Consider the following 15,890-nt stretch of genomic DNA (forward strand, 5'->3'; position numbering starts at 1 on the left):
TGCACCACCCGGGCAAAAAAGGCACAAAACGCCTGCTCCCCGAGCAGGCATTTTTTTATCTGCATAACAGAGAGGCGTATTATGGACAGTCAAATTACTCAGCATTTAATTCCTGCATTTGGCGGCGACGATAATATCGAGCACGTCGAAGCCTGTATTACCCGCCTGCGCGTGACGGTAAAAGATTTAAATAAGGTCGATTCACAGGCGTTACAGAATGAGGGGGCGCTGGGGGTGATTATTATCGGTCAGCAGGTGCACGCTATATTCGGCAGGCAGTCTGATACATTACGGAAATTATTAGACGAACATTTTAATCAGTAAATATAAAAAAGGGATAGCCAAAGTAATGGCTATCCCGAAGCAGTAAAATAGACTGCAGGTTGCTGGAGATACGATAACGATTAACGCAAATTATGAATTAAGACTTACCACCAGGCCTCGACCTGCACACCAAAGTTCCAGGTATTGTTGGCCGTGCCATCCTCGAAGGATTGCCCTTTTTCGGAGTCATTCAGATAGGAGGCGAACACGCGCAGTTCAGGACGTGACATAAACTCAGGACCGTCTGCCAGGCCCAGCGCGAGGGTGTACTTCTCGCCGCTCTGCTTGTACTTAGTGCCGTCGGTGTAAGTATCTTCCTGGTAGAATCCGCCCACTTCGCCAATCAGACGCACGTACTCGGTGAACTGATACTGTGCGCGCCCCACCAGCGATACCAGGCGTGATTTGTCCGTATACTGCGTGGTGTCGTCTGCCGAGCCCCATGTCAGGACGTGGTTAAAGGAGAACTTGTCGGTAATCGGAATTAAGCCGGTGTTAATCACGCGGTAGCCGGTGGCGTCGTTCACGTAGTTCCACATGTCGTACCAGCCCCCACCCTGTGAAACCATGTTCTGGGCCAGACCTTTATTGGCGTACTGCAGCACCAGCTTGTTATAGCCGCCAAACATATCCTGGCTGATCTCACCGGTGACCATCACGCCGTTATCGGCCTCGTACAGCCCGCCGTACTCTTTTTGCTTGTTGGTCGGGTTTGGCATGGCGTAATCAATACCCACTTCCGTCCACGCGCCCGCCCACGGCTTCCAGCCCGCATAGCGAAGGTCAATGTAGTTGATGTTAACGTCGCTGTCGCCATCCACGCGGTAGTCCACGTCGTTAGCATCGCCGCGGATCCACGCAACGGAGACTGCGCCCGGGCCAAGCGTGTAGTTCTCGATACCCGCACCGGAGCCGGAAATATTCCAGTATTTGGTATCAATGATGTGCAGGTCATGGCGCTGGTAGTAGCGCTTACCGCCCCAAATTACCGCATTGGGATCTCCGGGGATCAGCCCCTTGATCTGCAGGTTAAGCTGGCGCAGGCCGAACTGGGCATCGTCATCTAAGGTGGTTTCATTGTCGTTGGAGCCGTCTGATACCATGCTCACCATGCTGTCGAGATAGAAACTGACGTCGTTCTTTTTGTATACCTCGGAGCCTAGCTCCAGTTCGCCGTAGGTGTCGGCCTCGTTACCCAGACGGCCAATTTTGTTTTTTTGCCACTCCTCCATCCCACCATCCCGTGAGACGCCCACGCCGGAGCGAAGATATCCATGAAAATCAATCGGTACTGAAGACGCTGCAAACAGCGAAGGCGATGCCAGCGCGGCAGCCAACGCAACAGATACAGAGCGGATCGTCGTGTTCATTGTAACCCTCTTATTGTTTTGTAATACGTTCACAAATCCGCTGTCATAAAATGCCTAAACCCGTTGGCTGGCAATTGCACGATCTGAAATGTGTGATTAACTGCAAATAAAATAGACAATTTTGTTACGAGTAATGAGATTGAACACAAAATATGGCATTGTGAGCGTCATACTTTTTGATGATGTTATGCCCGCAAGCGAGAGGGTGGTAAGCGTTTTTTTTCAGCACCCCTGTTACAATCAGCGCATAACAACATAAGGAACCGGACCATGAAGTCGAAAAGCGCAACGTTAGAGGACGTGGCACGCCATGCGGGCGTCTCCTATCAGACCGTGTCCAGGGTACTGAATAAGTCTGCCAATGTATCCGACGCCACGCGCAGCAAGGTGGAGAAATCCATAGAGTTATTGCGGTATGTACCCAACCGACTGGCTCAGCAGCTGGTAGGCAAGCAGAGCCAGACCGTTGGACTGGTGACCATTTCGCTGGCGCTGCACGCGCCTTCGCAGGTTGCGGCGGCGGTGAAACGCTATGCCAATGTGGAAGGCTACCAGGTACTGATCTCAATGATTGATGAGAACGTCAACCACAGCATCCAGGATTCCATCAACGAGCTGAAATCCCAGCTGGTGAGCAAAGTGATCATCAACGTGCCTCTGGAGGCTGAAGCGGCGCAGAAAATCGCCACCGACAACGATGACATTGTCTGCCTGTTCCTCGACGTGGACCCGTACAGTTCCGTGTTTAACGTTTCGTTTAACCCGGCGGACGGCACCCGCGCCAGCGTCAAATATCTTTACGAACTGGGGCATCGCGACATTGCCCTGCTGGCGGGGCCGACGTCTTCCGTCTCGGCGCAGCTGAGGCTGAAAAGCTGGATCGAGACCCTGAAGGGCTACGGCCTGGAGCCAGCATCGGTCATTCGCGGCAACTGGGATGCGCAAAGCGGTTATTCGGGAGCGTTGCAAATGCTGCGGGAGACGGCGCAGTTTACCGCCGTGCTGGTGGCTAACGACCAGATGGCGCTCGGCGTGCTGAGCGCGTTCCATCAGCAGCAGATTTCAATTCCGGGCGAGAAGTCGGTGATTGGCTACGATGACACCTATGAAAGCTCGTTCTTCTACCCGGCGCTGACGACGGTATCGCTGGATTTAGATCTGCAGGGTAAAGAGGCGGTGCGCCGTATTCTCGACAGCGGTGAAGAGAATGCCCAGCGCATGTCCTCGATTTTACCTGCCCGTCTGGTGGTGCGTCAGTCCACCGGGCCAAAAGGGGAAAAGGGGAAAAACCTGCAGGCGCTTGCCCAGCAGTTGCGTGAGATCGCGCATCAGCTCGGCGATGCGTAGCGAAGTGAGCACCTCAATCACGTGAATGAGGTGCTCGCAAGCTTACTCTAGCCCCAGCGTGTACTGGGCAATTTTGAAGTAGATAATCAGCCCGGTCCCGTCAATCAGTGTGGCGATAAACGGCGCGGACACCACGGCAGGGTCGATCCGGCAGCGCTTGAGCACCATCGGGATCACGGACGACACAATCGCGCTCCAGAGCGTGATACACACCAGCGTCAGGCTGACGATAAGCGTGATCTCCAGGCCGATACCCATCATCCAGGCGCGGATACACCCGGCGATACCGAGTGTGGCGGCAATCATCAGCGAGGTGGTCATCTCTTTACGCAGCACGCGCCCGACGTCGCGAAGGTGGACTTCCCCCAGCGCCATCGCGCGCACCAGCGTGGAGGTGATCTGCGTCCCGCTGTTGCCGCCCGTGCCAATCAGCAGCGGAATAAAGAACGCCAGCGCAATGGCGGACTCCAGCGCCTCCTCGAAGTGCTGGATCACCGAGCTGGTATACGCTTCCGCGACAAACAGCAGCAGCAGCCAGACGGAGCGTTTTTTCCACAGGCTAAAGGCGCTGGTTTCCAGATACGGCTTTTCCAGCGGCAGCGTTGCACCCTGAAGCTGAGCATCTTCGGTGACGTCATCTTCCAGCAGATGGGCGATCTCGCGCTCGGTCAGGCAGCCGACGAGCTTGCCGTGGGTGACCACGGGCACCACATCCGCCCCGGCGTGGGCCAGCACGCCTGCCACGTCCGCACGTTCATCTTCGGGTTTAACCTGAATAAATTCCGTAATCATCAGCGCCTTAACGGACTGCAGCGTATCGGTAGTCTGCAGGAGTTTGCGCACGGCAATCATGCCCGCGAGGCGACCGTTATCTTCAATAAAAATATGCGACGGAATATCGTCGTCTTTTAATTTTTCGAAGAATTGCTCGCGCGCCAGTGCCACGCATAATGAAATATCAAGGACGATAAAGTCAGTATTCATATATTGCGCGATCGCGCTGTCATTGAATGCCAGATTTTGGTTGTGAATAGCGTAAGACATAGTGAATTCCCTTTGAATAATAACATCTCTCAGGGGCGAGCAAGACAGGGCATGTCGAAGAGGAGATCCCCACGTCCTGGGTTCAGCACTGTACACCGTATCCCGTAAGGGAAGTTATACTGACAAAGCCTTGATTCGACAGTGCCTGTTTTACCCTGTGCCGGTTCTCTCGAACCCACCAGAGCGATAACGTGTATTTGTACAGGAGCCTCGCCATAACGAGATCGTTGTATACCCGTCATACTTCTAGTTGCAGGTGCGTTGGCTGCACTCACTCACCCCAGTCACGTACTTATGTACGCTCCCGGGGATTCGTTCCCTTGCCGCCTTCCTGCAACTCGAATTATTTTGGGTATAAAACGAGAGGGATAATACGCTTATTTCATTTTGCCGCTCAGAAAATTAAATAATGTTTAAGAATGGTTTAGGAGAGTTTTATTAATTAAACGTTGAGGGTTTATTTAAGTTTATTCATTTTAAATGGAGGATGACATAATTCGTGGGGGAAGGGTAAATGGCGTGGTTTGATACGTTGTTGGATCATTTTGCGCTCTACCCGGCACATCTGTTCGCGCTGTTATTCGTGATGGCGTTGAGTAAATCCACGGTGCTGGTCTCCTCCGTGCTGCCGCCCGCCTCGGTGATGCTGCTGGCGGGCATCAGCGTCGGCCAGGGGAGCATGCATCCTGCGCTGGCGTGGCTTGCCGTGGTGATGGGGGCAACGGCGGGGTCGGTGCTGAACTACCATATCGGCCAGCTGATGGGGCATACCCGGCTGGTCACGCGTTTCACGTCGAAGCACGCCGATAAGTTCTTGCGGGTACAACACCAGCTGCAAAAGAACGGTGTCATCGTGCTGTTTACGTCGCGCTTTCTGGCGGTCCTGCGCTACATCGTACCGCTGGCGGCGGGGATGCTCAGTCTGAATGCAGTCAAGGTCTACGCCGTCAGCCTGCTTTCCGCCTGCGTATGGGCGGCGCTGTACGTCGGCGCGGTCACCGGCATCAGCGCCTTTTGAGTTACAAACTTCCCATTCCGCCGTCCACCAGCAGCTCCGTTCCTACCGTATAGCTCGACTCGTTGGACGCCAGATAGAGCGCGGCTTTTGCCAGCTCCGTCGTCGAGCCCATTCTGCCGAGCGGGACCAGCTTGATGACCTCTGCCATCATCGCGTTAAGCGCCTCATCGCTTAGGCCCGTCTTCGTAAACGCCGGGGTTTCCACCGGACCGGGGCTCAGGCCGTTGACGCGGATCCCGCGCGGCAGCAGCTCCGCCGACAGCGTACGCGCCAGAGACAGCAGGGCGGCCTTGCTCGCGGCATACACGCTGCTGGTGGGCAGGCCGATGCGCGCGCTCACGGAGCCGCAGAGGATAACCGACGATGGGTTATTCAGCAGCGGCAGCAGCGCCTGAATTAAAAAGAACGGTCCCTTCAGGTTGATGCCCATCAGGCGGTCCCAGGCATCCTCCTGCCAGACTTCCAGCGGCGCGTGCGTCACGTCGCCAGCGTTGAGAAACACCGCGTCGAGGCGCGGCCAGCGAGCGGCGAGAGTGTTCGCCAGCGCTTTTTGCGACGTGATATCTCCCGCATCGGTCGGGATCACCCAGGCCTTATCGCCAAGAATACGTTCTGCTTCGGCGAGGGTGTCCGGGTTGCGTCCGGTCACGGCGACGCGCGCGCCTTCGGCGATAAACGCCTGCGCGGTGGCAAGACCGATGCCGCTAGTGCCGCCGGTAATCAACGTATATTTATCTGTTAAACGACCCATGTTCTTCTCCTGAAATGTCACTGGAGAAAGCACTATAGAAACGTTAGTATAGAAAGGAAACCAGGTACCAAATGGATACTAAAGCGGCAAGAGGTGTGCTATGGCAGAAATGCAGGACGTGTCATGCGAAAAAAAATCTGAGGTTTACACCTGCCCAATGACGCAGTTTGTGAACCTGATTTCCGGTAAATGGGCGATCCCGATCCTCTATCGCCTGATTATCCTCAATACGCCCGTGCGGTTTGGCGAACTGCTGAGGGCGGCCGCGCCCATCACCCAAAAAGAGCTGACCAAACAGCTCCGCCTGTTTGAACAGCGCGGGCTGGTGACGCGGACGGTCTATCCGGAGATCCCGCCGCGCGTGGAGTATCAGATAACCGACCTGGGGTTAACCCTTCAGGGTGCGCTTTCTCCGCTGGCCGCCTGGGTGAGCGAATACGGCGACCAGCTGGAGCGTTAGGCTAGCGTTTCACGTAGCGCGGTGCCGGAATGCCGGTGCGCGCGCTGTTGAACAGCTCAAGGCGCGCCGCTTCGTAGCGCTCCCACAGGCCTGCGTCATGCATCGGCGGGATGGTGATCGGTTCGCCCTGATCCAGACCTGCCAGCGACGCATCGACCATATCGTCGGTGGTCATCACCGATCCTTCCGGCAGATCGTTCACCGTGACGCCTGAATGGCTCCAGATTTCTGTCGCCGTGGCGGCGGGCAGCACGGCCTGAATGCGCACATTGCTCTCGGCAAACTCTTCCTGTAGCCCACGGGTAAAGCTCAGTACCCACGCCTTGGTGGCGCTGTAGAGCGCGCTGCCCGCCCGCACGTGCAGGGCCAGCACCGACGCGATATTGATCAGCGTGCCGCGATTGTTCTGCGCCAGTCGGGGCAGGATGGCGTAGGTCAGACGCATCAGCGCCGTGGTATTCAGGGTGTTAATGGCCTGATGCTGCGCCACGTCACCTGCGAGGAACGGCGCCATCTGGGCGGTGCCCGCGTTGTTAATAAGCGTGTCAATGGCGGTATTGCTGCGCAGCTCCTCTTCCACGGCGCGGATCCCGGTCTCGTCGGTGAGATCGGCCACCAGAATATCGACGCCCACGCCATAGCGCGCGCGCAGGTCGGCAGCGAGGGTTTTCAGGCGATCCTCGCGGCGGGCAACCAGCACCAGGTTAGCACCGCGCGCGGCAAGACGGTCAGCATAGACGGCACCAATCCCGGAAGAGGCGCCCGTAATCAGGGCGGTGGCGATTTGCGTAGTCATCGTGTGTTACCTCAAGGCAAAGTGGGTTATTTGGTTTCAAGATGAAACTTAATTTACTCTCTGTCATTTGGTTTTATAATGCAACCATTTTGGTGGGCATTTTGTGCTTTTGTCGTCGGGAACGATCAGGAGGGGAGTTTAGCCACGATCTCTTCTGGCGTCAGTTCGCGCCCATCGTCGGCAATAAGCGCCAGCCTGCGCAGGGGTTTGCGCTGTTCGCTATCGACCAGCACAGTGCCGCATTCGTTTTCAGCAAACAAAAATTCATTCCCCCACTGGGACAGAGCAACCAGCACCGTTTGCAGGGCGCGACCTTTATCGGTCAGGACATACTCCTGCCAGGCGCTGCCGTCGGACGCGGGCTGAAGCGTAAGAATGCCTTCGTCGACCAGCAGCTTCAGTCGCATGGTCAGCATGTTTTTCGCGATACCGAGGCTTTTCTGGAACTCGCCGAAGCGTTTAATCCCGCGCAGCGCGTCGCGCACGATCAGCAGCGACCACCAGTCGCCGATGATATCCAGCGAACGGGCGACGGGGCAGGTGCTCTCTTCAAGGCGGGTACGTTTCACGGTCAATTCTCCGGTAGGGTGTGGTTTTATTATAAAACTAATTGGCACACACCGTAAGCACGTTAATCATCACTTTGAGAAATGCTTCCCGAAAAAGCTGTCACGAATGTGTCACACTCGCCGCAACAATAAAACGCGTGAGGAATAAGGGATGAGAAAAGCACTACTCGCAGTTGCAGTCGCAGGTACCCTTTCAGTGACCTTTGGCGCACAGGCGCAGGAGACGCCAGACGGATATCAGCTGGAGCAAGTTTTAATCATGAGCCGTCACAACCTGCGCGCGCCGCTCGCCAATAACGGCAGCGTGCTGGAGCAGTCCACGCCGAAGCAGTGGCCGGAGTGGGAAGTGCCGGGCGGTCAGCTCACCACCAAGGGTGGCGTGCTGGAAGTCTATATGGGTCATTACATGCGCGAGTGGCTGGCGCAGCAGGGAATGGTAACCACCGGAGAATGCCCTCCAGCGGATAGCGTTTATGCCTATGCCAACAGCCTGCAGCGCACCGTCGCCACCGCGCAATTCTTTATCACCGGCGCGTTCCCGGGCTGCGACGTTCCCGTGCACCATCAGGAAAAAATGGGCACCATGGATCCGACCTTTAACCCGGTGATTACCGATAACTCGCCGGAATTCCGTGAAAAAGCGCTGAAGGCGATGGAGACGGAACGGCAGAAAATGCAGCTTGGCGAAAGCTATAAGCTGCTGGAGCAGATGACGAACTACGCGGATTCCCCGTCCTGCAAAGAGAAAAAGGTCTGCTCGCTGGCAGACGCGAAAGACACCTTCAGCGCCGACTATGAAAAAGAGCCAGGCGTATCCGGGCCGCTGAAGGTGGGTAACTCGCTGGTGGATGCGTTTACGCTGCAGTATTACGAAGGCTTCCCGGCCGACCAGGTGGCCTGGGGCGAAATTAAGACTGACCAGCAGTGGCGCGTGCTGTCGAAGCTGAAGAACGGCTATCAGGACTCGCTGTTTACCTCCACCGAGGTGGCGCAAAACGTGGCGAAGCCGCTGGTGAAGTACATTGATAAAACCCTGGTCACCGAGCAGGCGAAAGCGCCTAAGATCACACTGCTGGTGGGGCATGATTCGAACATTGCTTCCCTGCTCACCGCCCTGGATTTCAAACCGTATCAGCTGCACGATCAGCAGGAACGTACCCCGATTGGCGGCAAGATTGTCTTCCAGCGCTGGCATGACAAAAATGCCAACCGCGAGCTGATGAAAATTGAGTATGTCTACCAGAGCTCAGAGCAGCTGCGTAACGCCAGCGTGCTGTCGCTGCAGTCGCCTGCGCAGCGCGTGACGCTGGAGCTGAAAGACTGTCCGGTGGATGCGAACGGCTTCTGCCCTGTCGATAAATTCAATGCGGTCATGAATAACGCGGCGAAGTAAAAGAGAACCCCCCGCTGCGGCGGGGGGAAACGCTTAGACGTTTTTACGTTCGATGGTTTGCTCACCCCAGAAGAGCGAGTCTTTATCCGTTTTTTCGAAGGCGCGCACCAGCACCTCATCATTACCTTCCTCCCAAATCTGCTCGGCCAGCTTTTCATCGTATTTCGCGACTTCAAAGATAGCTTCGGCAATCTCCGGAGAGGTATTGCGTAAACTTGCCCATTCGCCCACGTGGTGAGCTTTGGATTCTTGAGTTGGCATGCTTGTCCTCCTGTTGGGTGTTAGCCGTTCAGTTTTTTGGCCAGACCCGCGACGTGTTCACCCTGATAGCGGGCGATAGCCAGTTCTTCATTGCTTGGCTGGCGTGAACCGTCCCCACCGGCAATGGTGGTTGCACCGTAAGGCGTACCGCCGCGCACCTGGGAAACGTCAAACAGCTCCTGCGCGCCGTAGCCAATCGGCACAATCACCATCCCATGATGAGCAAGGGTAGTCCAGGTTGAGGTAATCGTCTGCTCCTGACCGCCGCCGGTGCCGGTAGAGCTGAAAACGCTGGCGAGTTTGCCGTAGAGCGCCCCGGATGCCCAAAGTCCGCCGGTTTGATCGAGGAAGGTGCGCATCTGACCCGACATATTGCCGAAGCGGGTTGGGGTGCCGAAGATAATGGCATCATAATCTGCCAGCTCCTGCGGGGTGGCGACCGGGGCGTTTTGCGTTTTCCCCCCGGCTTTCGCGAAGGCTTCCGCCTGCATGGTTTCCGGTACGCGTTTCACCACAACCTCCACGCCATCAACCCTGTTTGCACCTTCTGCTACCGCGTGAGCCATGGTTTCAATGTGTCCATACATGGAATAATAGAGCACCAGAACTTTTGCCATTTTGCTTCACTCCTCGTTTGTTTTTTCTGACAGCGGATCGCTGTGTTCTTTTAAAGATATGCCATCACAGCCAGACTGCAAAAATGAACGGCATTTCTTTGATTTATAACAATATGGTTACAAAAATGGCTTTGTAGCAAAATGAAACAACTTTCTCTCAGTCGAATTTTGAAATGATAAGAAAGGCTTATGAGTCATCGTCGCGTCGTCTCACCCAAAAGACTGAGATCATGTTGCAGAATATTACCTCTGGCTTGCTGGAAAGTCGCATTCCACTAAGCTTAGTTTCACGCGGCACAGATAAAGGTACTGTCCTTGAGTCGCGAGGTGAAAGAATCCTCTTTTACTGAATGCAATATGATGTCTAATGTTTCACACTCTGGAGGTTAGAGATGGCAAACCATCGTGGTGGTTCAGGTAATTTCGCTGAAGACCGTGAAAGAGCATCAGAAGCAGGTCGTAAAGGTGGCCAGTCCAGCGGGGGTAACTTCAAAAATGACCCTCAGCGCGCATCAGAGGCTGGTAAAAAAGGGGGCAAAAACAGCCACGGCAGCAATAAGTAACACGCCGGGTTGAATCCCTGCCGCCGGGATTTCCCGGCGGTTTTTTTATTTCTGCAACATTGAACTGTAACCAAAGGCAACGCACACTAGAGAATTGATTTTAATTGCGAGTGCCGCATGTCTGTCTCACGCTTCAAATTCTCCGTAAAACCGCAGGAAGCCATCCTCATTCTCATCACCATGTTCTGGGGCGGGACGTTCCTGGCCGTTCAGTACGCGGTGACCCTCAGCGATCCGTTCTTTTTTGTTGGCCTGCGCTTTGCGACGGCGGCGCTTGCCGTAGGGCTGATTTCGCTTAAAACGCTGCGGGGGCTGACGCTTAAAGAGCTTAAGGCCGGCGTGGCGATTGGTGTTGCGATAGCGATGGGCTACAGCCTGCAGACGTGGGGTTTACAGACTATCTCCAGCAGCAAATCCGCGTTTATTACCGCCATGTATGTGCCGCTGGTGCCGCTATTGCAGTGGCTCTGTCTCGGCAGAATTCCGGGCCTGATGTCCTGTATTGGCATTGTACTGGCGTTTATCGGTCTGATCTTACTGGCCGGGCCGGAAAACAACCTGCTGGCGCTGGGGCCGGGCGAAATCATCACCCTGATTGGGGCGATTGCCATTGCGGCGGAAATTATTCTGATTAGCGCCTGGGCGGGTGAAGTCGACGTCAAACGGGTGACGGTGGTGCAGCTCGCCACGGCGTCGCTGGTGGCCTTTGCGACGATGGTTCCGGCAGGGGAGTCCGTACCGCCGATGTCCACCGGGCTGGTTGTGGTCGCACTGGGGCTGGGTATCTTCAGCGCCATTATTCAGGTCACCATGAACTGGGCGCAGCGCAGCGTATCGCCAACCCGTGCGACGGTGATTTATACCGGAGAACCGGTCTGGGCGGGCATTTTCGGGCGGCTGGCCGGGGAGCGTCTGCCGCTGCTGGCCCTGGTGGGCGCGGCATTTATTGTCGCCGGGGTGCTGGTGAGCGAGTTAAAGTTAAAAAAACGACGTAAGTCGATTGCCGGGTTAGGCACTGAACAAGGGGCTGATAGCTAACAACGCGCACGCTGCCCGTTTTGCCCGGCGGCGCTTCCCTTGCACGGGCCTGCAATTGCCATGTAGGCCGGGTAAGCGTAGCGTCACCCGGCAATTTCAGGTTCAGGGGGTGATGGCTTCCGCTTGCGCTTCATCCCCTTTGCGGCGGCTCAGCAGGGCATTAAGCAGAATTGCCCCAAAGGTCGCCGTGCCAATCCCGCCAATCGTGAATCCGCCAAGCGTCAGGGCGAAGTCGCCTGCGCCCAGCACCAGCGTGACCGCCACCATAATCAGGTTGCTGTTCTGGCTGAGATCGACGCGGTGCTGCACCCAGATGCGCGCCCCGGCCACGGCGATCAGCCCAAACACCACAATCGATGCGCCGCCGATGACCGGTGACGGAATAGTGTGGATCAGCGCGCCGAACTTCGGTGAGAAACCGAGCAGTATCGCCATCACCGCCGCTGCGACGAAGACCAGCGTGGAGTAGACTTTGGTGACCGCCATCACGCCGATGTTTTCGGCATAGGTGGTAACGCCGCTGCCGCCCACGGAACCGGAGAGCATGGTCGCCAGCCCGTCACCGACGAATGCGCGCCCCATGTACGGATCCATACTGCGCCCGGTCATTCCGGCGACCGCTTTCAGGTGACCTAAGTTCTCCGCCACCAGGATCACCGCCACCGGTGCGATAAGCATCATCGCCTGAGCGTTAAAGGTGGGTGAGGTCACCTGCGGCAGGCCGAACCAGGCAGCCTGGTGCAGCAGCGTAAAATCAACCGGTTTGCCCAGGCCAAAAACGTTCGCCAGCAGGGCGTAGACCAGGCAGGCGACAATCAGCCCAACCAGGATCAGCAGACGCTGGATCATGCCCCGCGTAAACACCGCCACCACGCCGATGCACAGCACCGTGATCACCGCCATCCAGCTTTCAAACGGCGAGGCGGAGACGCTTCTGACCGCAATCGGTGCGAGGTTCAGACCAATCGCCATCACCACGGCGCCCGTCACGACGGGGGGCATCATTCGCTCTATCCAGCGCGTGCCGATTTTCATCACCACCAGACCAATCAGGGTATACACCAGGCCGCAGGCGATGATGCCGCCGAGGGCCACGCTCAGGTTGGGGTTGATCCCCTGGCCGTTAAACCCGGTGGTGGCGATGACCACCCCGACAAAGGCGGCGCTGGAGCCAAGATAGCTGGGCACGCGCCCGCCGGTAACAAAGAAGAACAGCAGGGTACCGATACCCGACATCAAAATAGAGAGGTTGGGATCGAGTCCCATCAGCATCGGCATCAGCACCGTCGCGCCAAACATGGCAACCGCGTGCTGCACGCCCATCACCATCGTCTGCCCGAGCGGGAGGCGTTCATCCGGCGCGACCACGCCTGCTTCTGTGGAGGTCGATTTCAACTGCCAGTGGGGAAATCCGAACATGGTCTGTCTCCTTAAGGCGGGTTAACAGGCGGGTCGCATAAGCGCGTGGTAGCCGCGGTCAAACCACACCAGCCCTTGCGGCGCGGGGTGGCGAATAATCGAAACAATGTCGCAAAACAGAATGTCGTGCGTACCGACGCTGACCACCTGGCTGATGCGGCAGTCAAACGAGGCCAGCGCATCCTCCAGCCGCGGGCAGCCCGTGTCGCCTGTCTGCCAGCGGGCGGCGGCAAAGCGTTCCTCCATCGGCGTTTTCCCGCCAAACAGATTGGACAGCGGCTCCTGTCCGGCGCTCAGGGTATTCACGCAAAGGGTGCGGTTTTCGCTAAACGTTGGCCAGACGGACGCCCCGCGGTTCAGGCACACCAGCAGGGTGGGCGGTGAATCCGTGACGCTGCACACCGCGCTGGCGGTGAAGCCTGCCATCCCCGCCGGGCCGTCGGTGGTGATGATATTGACCGCTGCGCCGACGCAGGCCATGGCGTCGCGAAAGGTTTGTTTATCCGGTGTCATGACGATCGCTCCTTTACGCCAGCCCGCAGGCATCGTCGAAGGTCAGACGCGGCAGGCGCCCGTATAGTTTGCTTGTATCGCCATAGCCAATGTTGATCAGCAGATTGCTTTTAAGCGTGGTGCCGGTGAAGAAGGTCTCGTCGACCTTTTGCCGGTCAAATCCCGACATCGGGCCAGTGTCCAGCCCCAGGGCGCGACAGGCGAAAATCAGCCAGGCAGCCTGCAATGAGCTGTTGCGAAAGGCGGTCTCTTCCGCATGCGCGGGGCTGGAGGTAAACCAGCTCTTTGCATCGCCGTGCGGGAACAGCTCGGGCAGGCGCTCGTAGAATTCACCGTCCCAGGCGACAATGGCTGTGACCGGGGCGGTGAGCGTTTTCTCGAGGTTGCCGCTGGAGAGCGCCGGGCGCAGCTTCTCTTTTCCCTCTGCGCTTCGCACAAACACAATTCGCGCCGGGGAGCAGTTGGCGGACGTTGGCCCCCATTTCATCAGGTCGTAGATTTCGTGCAGCGTTTCGTCACTGACAGGCATATCCAGCCAGCCGTTATGGGTGCGGGCGCCGGTGAACAGCGTTTCCAGCGCGGCGGGCGTAATGGCTTCGCTCATTAAAGCTCCTTATAAAACGGGTTCAGGACTGTGCTGCAGGCTGGCAAGCCCGTTCAGCAGCAGGGTGTTAAAGGTGTCCGGCTCGGTGACGTTGCAGGCATGCCCGCCCTGGCGCATCACCACGCTGTGGCTGTGTGGGATCGCCGCCTGCAGCTCGGACGAGCAAACAGCGGGCACCAGCATGTCGTCGGCGGAACAGATAATGTGTACCGGGCAGCGAATGCGCGCGGCATGGCGGCGGAAGTCGGCTTTTTTCAGTGCACTTAGTCGGCGCAGCAGATTGGTTTTACCCTGGAAATGGGCCAGCGCCAGCGCTTCTTCTGCCTCCAGGCGAGGCGCGCGAGCGGCCATCCAGTCCGCCGGGTAGAGAAACAGCGGCTGCGCCTCGACCCAGGCCTGCGCGCCGCCGGAATGCAGCAGACGTTCGCGAACGTCAAAACAGCGGCGGGTATGGGCATTGAGGGTGAGCCAACCGTTAATACATACCAGCGCAGAAACCGCGTCGGGTTTGTCGATCGCCAGCTGCAGGCCGACCAGCGCGCCCAGCGCGTGGCCCACGACGGTGTAGCGTAAGATCCCGGCATCCGTAAGCGCCTGAGCCAGCTCATCGGCCATCTGCGCCAGGCTATAGCCTTCAGGAAGGGTATCCGGGTTATTACCCGTCCCTCGCTGGTCATAGCACACCACCTGATACTCCTTTTCCAGCGCGGCGAACTGGGGTAGCCAGTAGCTGCCGCTGCCCCCAAGTCCGGCAATCAGCACGACCACGGGCGCGCCCTCGAACGGGGGCGGCGAGAGGGAAAGTTTCATGGCAGCCTCACTTCGCGATGTGCGCAACGGTGGCGATTTCAACCAGCGCCTCGGGCTTCACCAGCCCGCACTGAATGCAGAACCGCGCCGGTTTATCGCCGGGGAAGAACTCGGCGTAGATCTCGTTAATCGCGGCGTAGTTTTTCCAGTCGGTGATAAAGATGCTGTTGAAGGTCACATCCTCCATCGTGCCACCCGCCGTTTCGATCACGGTTTTGATCGTCTCCAGCACGTGGCGAGTTTGCGCCTTTGGGTCGTTGATAAACACCACGTTGTTGTCTTTATCAAACGGCAGCGTGCCGGAGACATATACCACGCCGTCGGCGAGGGTGCCGGGAACAAACGGGGCAATGGGCGTGCTGGTGCCCGGCGGAATGATTACGGATTTTGGCATCAGGTGTCTCCTCAGGCGATACGGGCGAGCGGGGGAGTCAGGGCGTCGCAGAAATCATTGACGTTACTGACCCAGCCAAAAAAGGTTTCGATATTGAACAGGGCGGCTTTCTGGGCGAATTCCGGCCCGGCCTGGTGGGTCGCGTCTTCCAGCACCACGCCAAAATACTCGAGGAAAAAGCCGTCGCGCAGGGTCGACTCTACGCAGACGTTGGTGGCGATCCCGGTGAACACCAGATGGCGAATGCCACGGCTGCGCAGCAGGCTGTCGAGCGGGGTGTTGAAAAAGCCGCTGTAGCGCGGTTTCGGCAGAACGATATCGCCCGCCTGCGGTACCAGCTCATCCACCAGCTGATAGTCCCATCCGCCTTTCGCCAGCAGCTTGCCCTGCAGTTCGGGCCGTTTACGCATGGTTTTCAGGGCGTTCGACTTGTGGAAGTTGGGTGAGCCGGGGCCGCCTGCCTCGACGTACTGGTCATCCCAGCCGTTCTGGAACCAGATGATGAGCATCCCCGCGGCGCGCGCGGCGGCGACGGCGGTTTTGATGTTCGCGATCACCGGCTGCGTGGCGGAGACGTCGACCCCTGCCAGGTCCAGATA

The 15,890-nt window shown here is 57.4% G+C and carries 20 protein-coding genes and 1 riboswitch; of the genes, 7 read left to right on the forward strand and 13 right to left on the reverse strand.

The annotated features are described in order from the left end of the window. The first annotated feature begins 81 nt into the window (after nt 1-81). Complete coding sequence (locus ENTMO_RS23980) at nt 82-324, forward strand: glucose PTS transporter subunit EIIB (protein ID WP_010429451.1); 243 nt, start codon at nt 82-84, stop codon at nt 322-324. Nucleotides 325-428: 104 nt separating this feature from the next. On the opposite strand, the gene ENTMO_RS0108905 is transcribed toward ENTMO_RS23980, so the two are convergent. Next, entirely contained in the window at nt 429-1,694 is a 1,266-nt protein-coding gene (locus ENTMO_RS0108905) for a maltoporin (RefSeq protein WP_010429455.1), read from the reverse strand. 270 nt (nt 1,695-1,964) lie between these two features. On the opposite strand from ENTMO_RS0108905, the gene ENTMO_RS0108910 reads away from it, so the two are divergent. Then, nucleotides 1,965-3,041 (forward strand): LacI family DNA-binding transcriptional regulator, encoded by a 1,077-nt coding sequence (locus ENTMO_RS0108910; protein ID WP_010429458.1) that lies wholly within the window; start codon nt 1,965-1,967, stop codon nt 3,039-3,041. Nucleotides 3,042-3,083: 42 nt separating this feature from the next. Here the strand turns inward: ENTMO_RS0108910 and ENTMO_RS0108915 are convergent, their stop codons facing one another. After that, nucleotides 3,084-4,085, reverse strand: coding sequence for a magnesium transporter (locus ENTMO_RS0108915; RefSeq protein ID WP_010429461.1), 1,002 nt, complete (start codon nt 4,083-4,085; stop codon nt 3,084-3,086). A gap of 60 nt (nt 4,086-4,145) precedes the next feature. After that, nucleotides 4,146-4,315, reverse strand: a riboswitch (M-box (ykoK) riboswitch). 284 nt (nt 4,316-4,599) lie between these two features. Between ENTMO_RS0108915 and ENTMO_RS0108920 the strand changes: the two genes are divergently transcribed. After that, nucleotides 4,600-5,103, forward strand: coding sequence for a DedA family protein (locus ENTMO_RS0108920; protein WP_010429464.1), 504 nt, complete (start codon nt 4,600-4,602; stop codon nt 5,101-5,103). 1 nt (nt 5,104) lies between these two features. Here the strand turns inward: ENTMO_RS0108920 and ENTMO_RS0108925 are convergent, their stop codons facing one another. Further along, a complete protein-coding gene (locus ENTMO_RS0108925) occupies nt 5,105-5,854 on the reverse strand; it encodes an SDR family oxidoreductase (RefSeq protein ID WP_010429467.1) in 750 nt (249 codons plus the stop codon). A 100-nt stretch (nt 5,855-5,954) separates the two neighbouring features. Between ENTMO_RS0108925 and ENTMO_RS0108930 the strand changes: the two genes are divergently transcribed. Continuing rightward, entirely contained in the window at nt 5,955-6,314 is a 360-nt protein-coding gene (locus ENTMO_RS0108930) for a winged helix-turn-helix transcriptional regulator (protein WP_010429470.1), read from the forward strand. A 1-nt stretch (nt 6,315) separates the two neighbouring features. On the opposite strand, the gene ENTMO_RS0108935 is transcribed toward ENTMO_RS0108930, so the two are convergent. Both ENTMO_RS0108935 and ENTMO_RS0108940 read right to left on the reverse strand, forming a co-directional pair. Continuing rightward, entirely contained in the window at nt 6,316-7,110 is a 795-nt protein-coding gene (locus ENTMO_RS0108935) for an SDR family NAD(P)-dependent oxidoreductase (protein ID WP_010429475.1), read from the reverse strand. Between the two features lie 125 nt (nt 7,111-7,235). Then, nucleotides 7,236-7,679: a winged helix-turn-helix transcriptional regulator gene (locus ENTMO_RS0108940; RefSeq protein WP_010429478.1), complete on the reverse strand. Its 444-nt coding sequence runs from the start codon at nt 7,677-7,679 to the stop codon at nt 7,236-7,238. 151 nt (nt 7,680-7,830) lie between these two features. On the opposite strand from ENTMO_RS0108940, the gene agp reads away from it, so the two are divergent. Further along, the gene (agp, locus tag ENTMO_RS0108945; protein ID WP_010429482.1) at nt 7,831-9,072 is read left to right on the forward strand and encodes a bifunctional glucose-1-phosphatase/inositol phosphatase; all 1,242 of its coding nucleotides are present in this window, start codon (nt 7,831-7,833) and stop codon (nt 9,070-9,072) included. 33 nt (nt 9,073-9,105) lie between these two features. Here agp and ENTMO_RS0108950 read toward each other — a convergent pair whose 3' ends face one another. Next, the gene (locus ENTMO_RS0108950; protein WP_008499832.1) at nt 9,106-9,333 is read right to left on the reverse strand and encodes a YccJ family protein; all 228 of its coding nucleotides are present in this window, start codon (nt 9,331-9,333) and stop codon (nt 9,106-9,108) included. A gap of 20 nt (nt 9,334-9,353) precedes the next feature. Further along, a complete protein-coding gene (wrbA, locus tag ENTMO_RS0108955; RefSeq protein WP_010429487.1) occupies nt 9,354-9,950 on the reverse strand; it encodes an NAD(P)H:quinone oxidoreductase in 597 nt (198 codons plus the stop codon). Nucleotides 9,951-10,342: 392 nt separating this feature from the next. Here wrbA and ENTMO_RS0108960 point away from each other — a divergent pair, with 392 nt between their 5' ends. Together ENTMO_RS0108960 and ENTMO_RS0108965 are read left to right on the forward strand one after the other, a co-directional pair. Next, on the forward strand, nt 10,343-10,513 hold the full coding sequence (locus tag ENTMO_RS0108960) for a con-10 family general stress protein (protein ID WP_001273664.1): 171 nt from the start codon (nt 10,343-10,345) through the stop codon (nt 10,511-10,513). Between the two features lie 117 nt (nt 10,514-10,630). Beyond that, nucleotides 10,631-11,551, forward strand: coding sequence for a DMT family transporter (locus ENTMO_RS0108965; RefSeq protein ID WP_010429492.1), 921 nt, complete (start codon nt 10,631-10,633; stop codon nt 11,549-11,551). 102 nt (nt 11,552-11,653) lie between these two features. Here ENTMO_RS0108965 and rutG read toward each other — a convergent pair whose 3' ends face one another. The 6 genes from rutG to rutB form a co-directional block, all read right to left on the reverse strand. Next, on the reverse strand, nt 11,654-12,970 hold the full coding sequence (gene rutG, locus ENTMO_RS0108970) for a pyrimidine utilization transport protein G (protein ID WP_010429495.1): 1,317 nt from the start codon (nt 12,968-12,970) through the stop codon (nt 11,654-11,656). 21 nt (nt 12,971-12,991) lie between these two features. After that, the gene (gene rutF / locus ENTMO_RS0108975; RefSeq protein ID WP_029485030.1) at nt 12,992-13,483 is read right to left on the reverse strand and encodes an NADH-dependent FMN reductase RutF; all 492 of its coding nucleotides are present in this window, start codon (nt 13,481-13,483) and stop codon (nt 12,992-12,994) included. A gap of 13 nt (nt 13,484-13,496) precedes the next feature. Then, the gene (locus ENTMO_RS0108980) at nt 13,497-14,087 is read right to left on the reverse strand and encodes a malonic semialdehyde reductase (RefSeq protein ID WP_010429503.1); all 591 of its coding nucleotides are present in this window, start codon (nt 14,085-14,087) and stop codon (nt 13,497-13,499) included. A 9-nt stretch (nt 14,088-14,096) separates the two neighbouring features. Next, nucleotides 14,097-14,897, reverse strand: coding sequence for a pyrimidine utilization protein D (gene rutD / locus ENTMO_RS0108985; protein ID WP_010429506.1), 801 nt, complete (start codon nt 14,895-14,897; stop codon nt 14,097-14,099). Nucleotides 14,898-14,904: 7 nt separating this feature from the next. After that, nucleotides 14,905-15,291, reverse strand: a complete 387-nt coding sequence (gene rutC / locus ENTMO_RS0108990) for a pyrimidine utilization protein C (RefSeq protein WP_010429508.1) — start codon at nt 15,289-15,291, stop codon at nt 14,905-14,907. An 11-nt stretch (nt 15,292-15,302) separates the two neighbouring features. Continuing rightward, on the reverse strand, nt 15,303-15,890 hold a 588-nt coding region (rutB, locus tag ENTMO_RS23985), incomplete at its 5' end, for a pyrimidine utilization protein B (protein WP_010429510.1).

It is taken from the genome of Enterobacter mori LMG 25706 (assembly GCF_000211415.1).
Taxonomy (GTDB): domain Bacteria; phylum Pseudomonadota; class Gammaproteobacteria; order Enterobacterales; family Enterobacteriaceae; genus Enterobacter; species Enterobacter mori.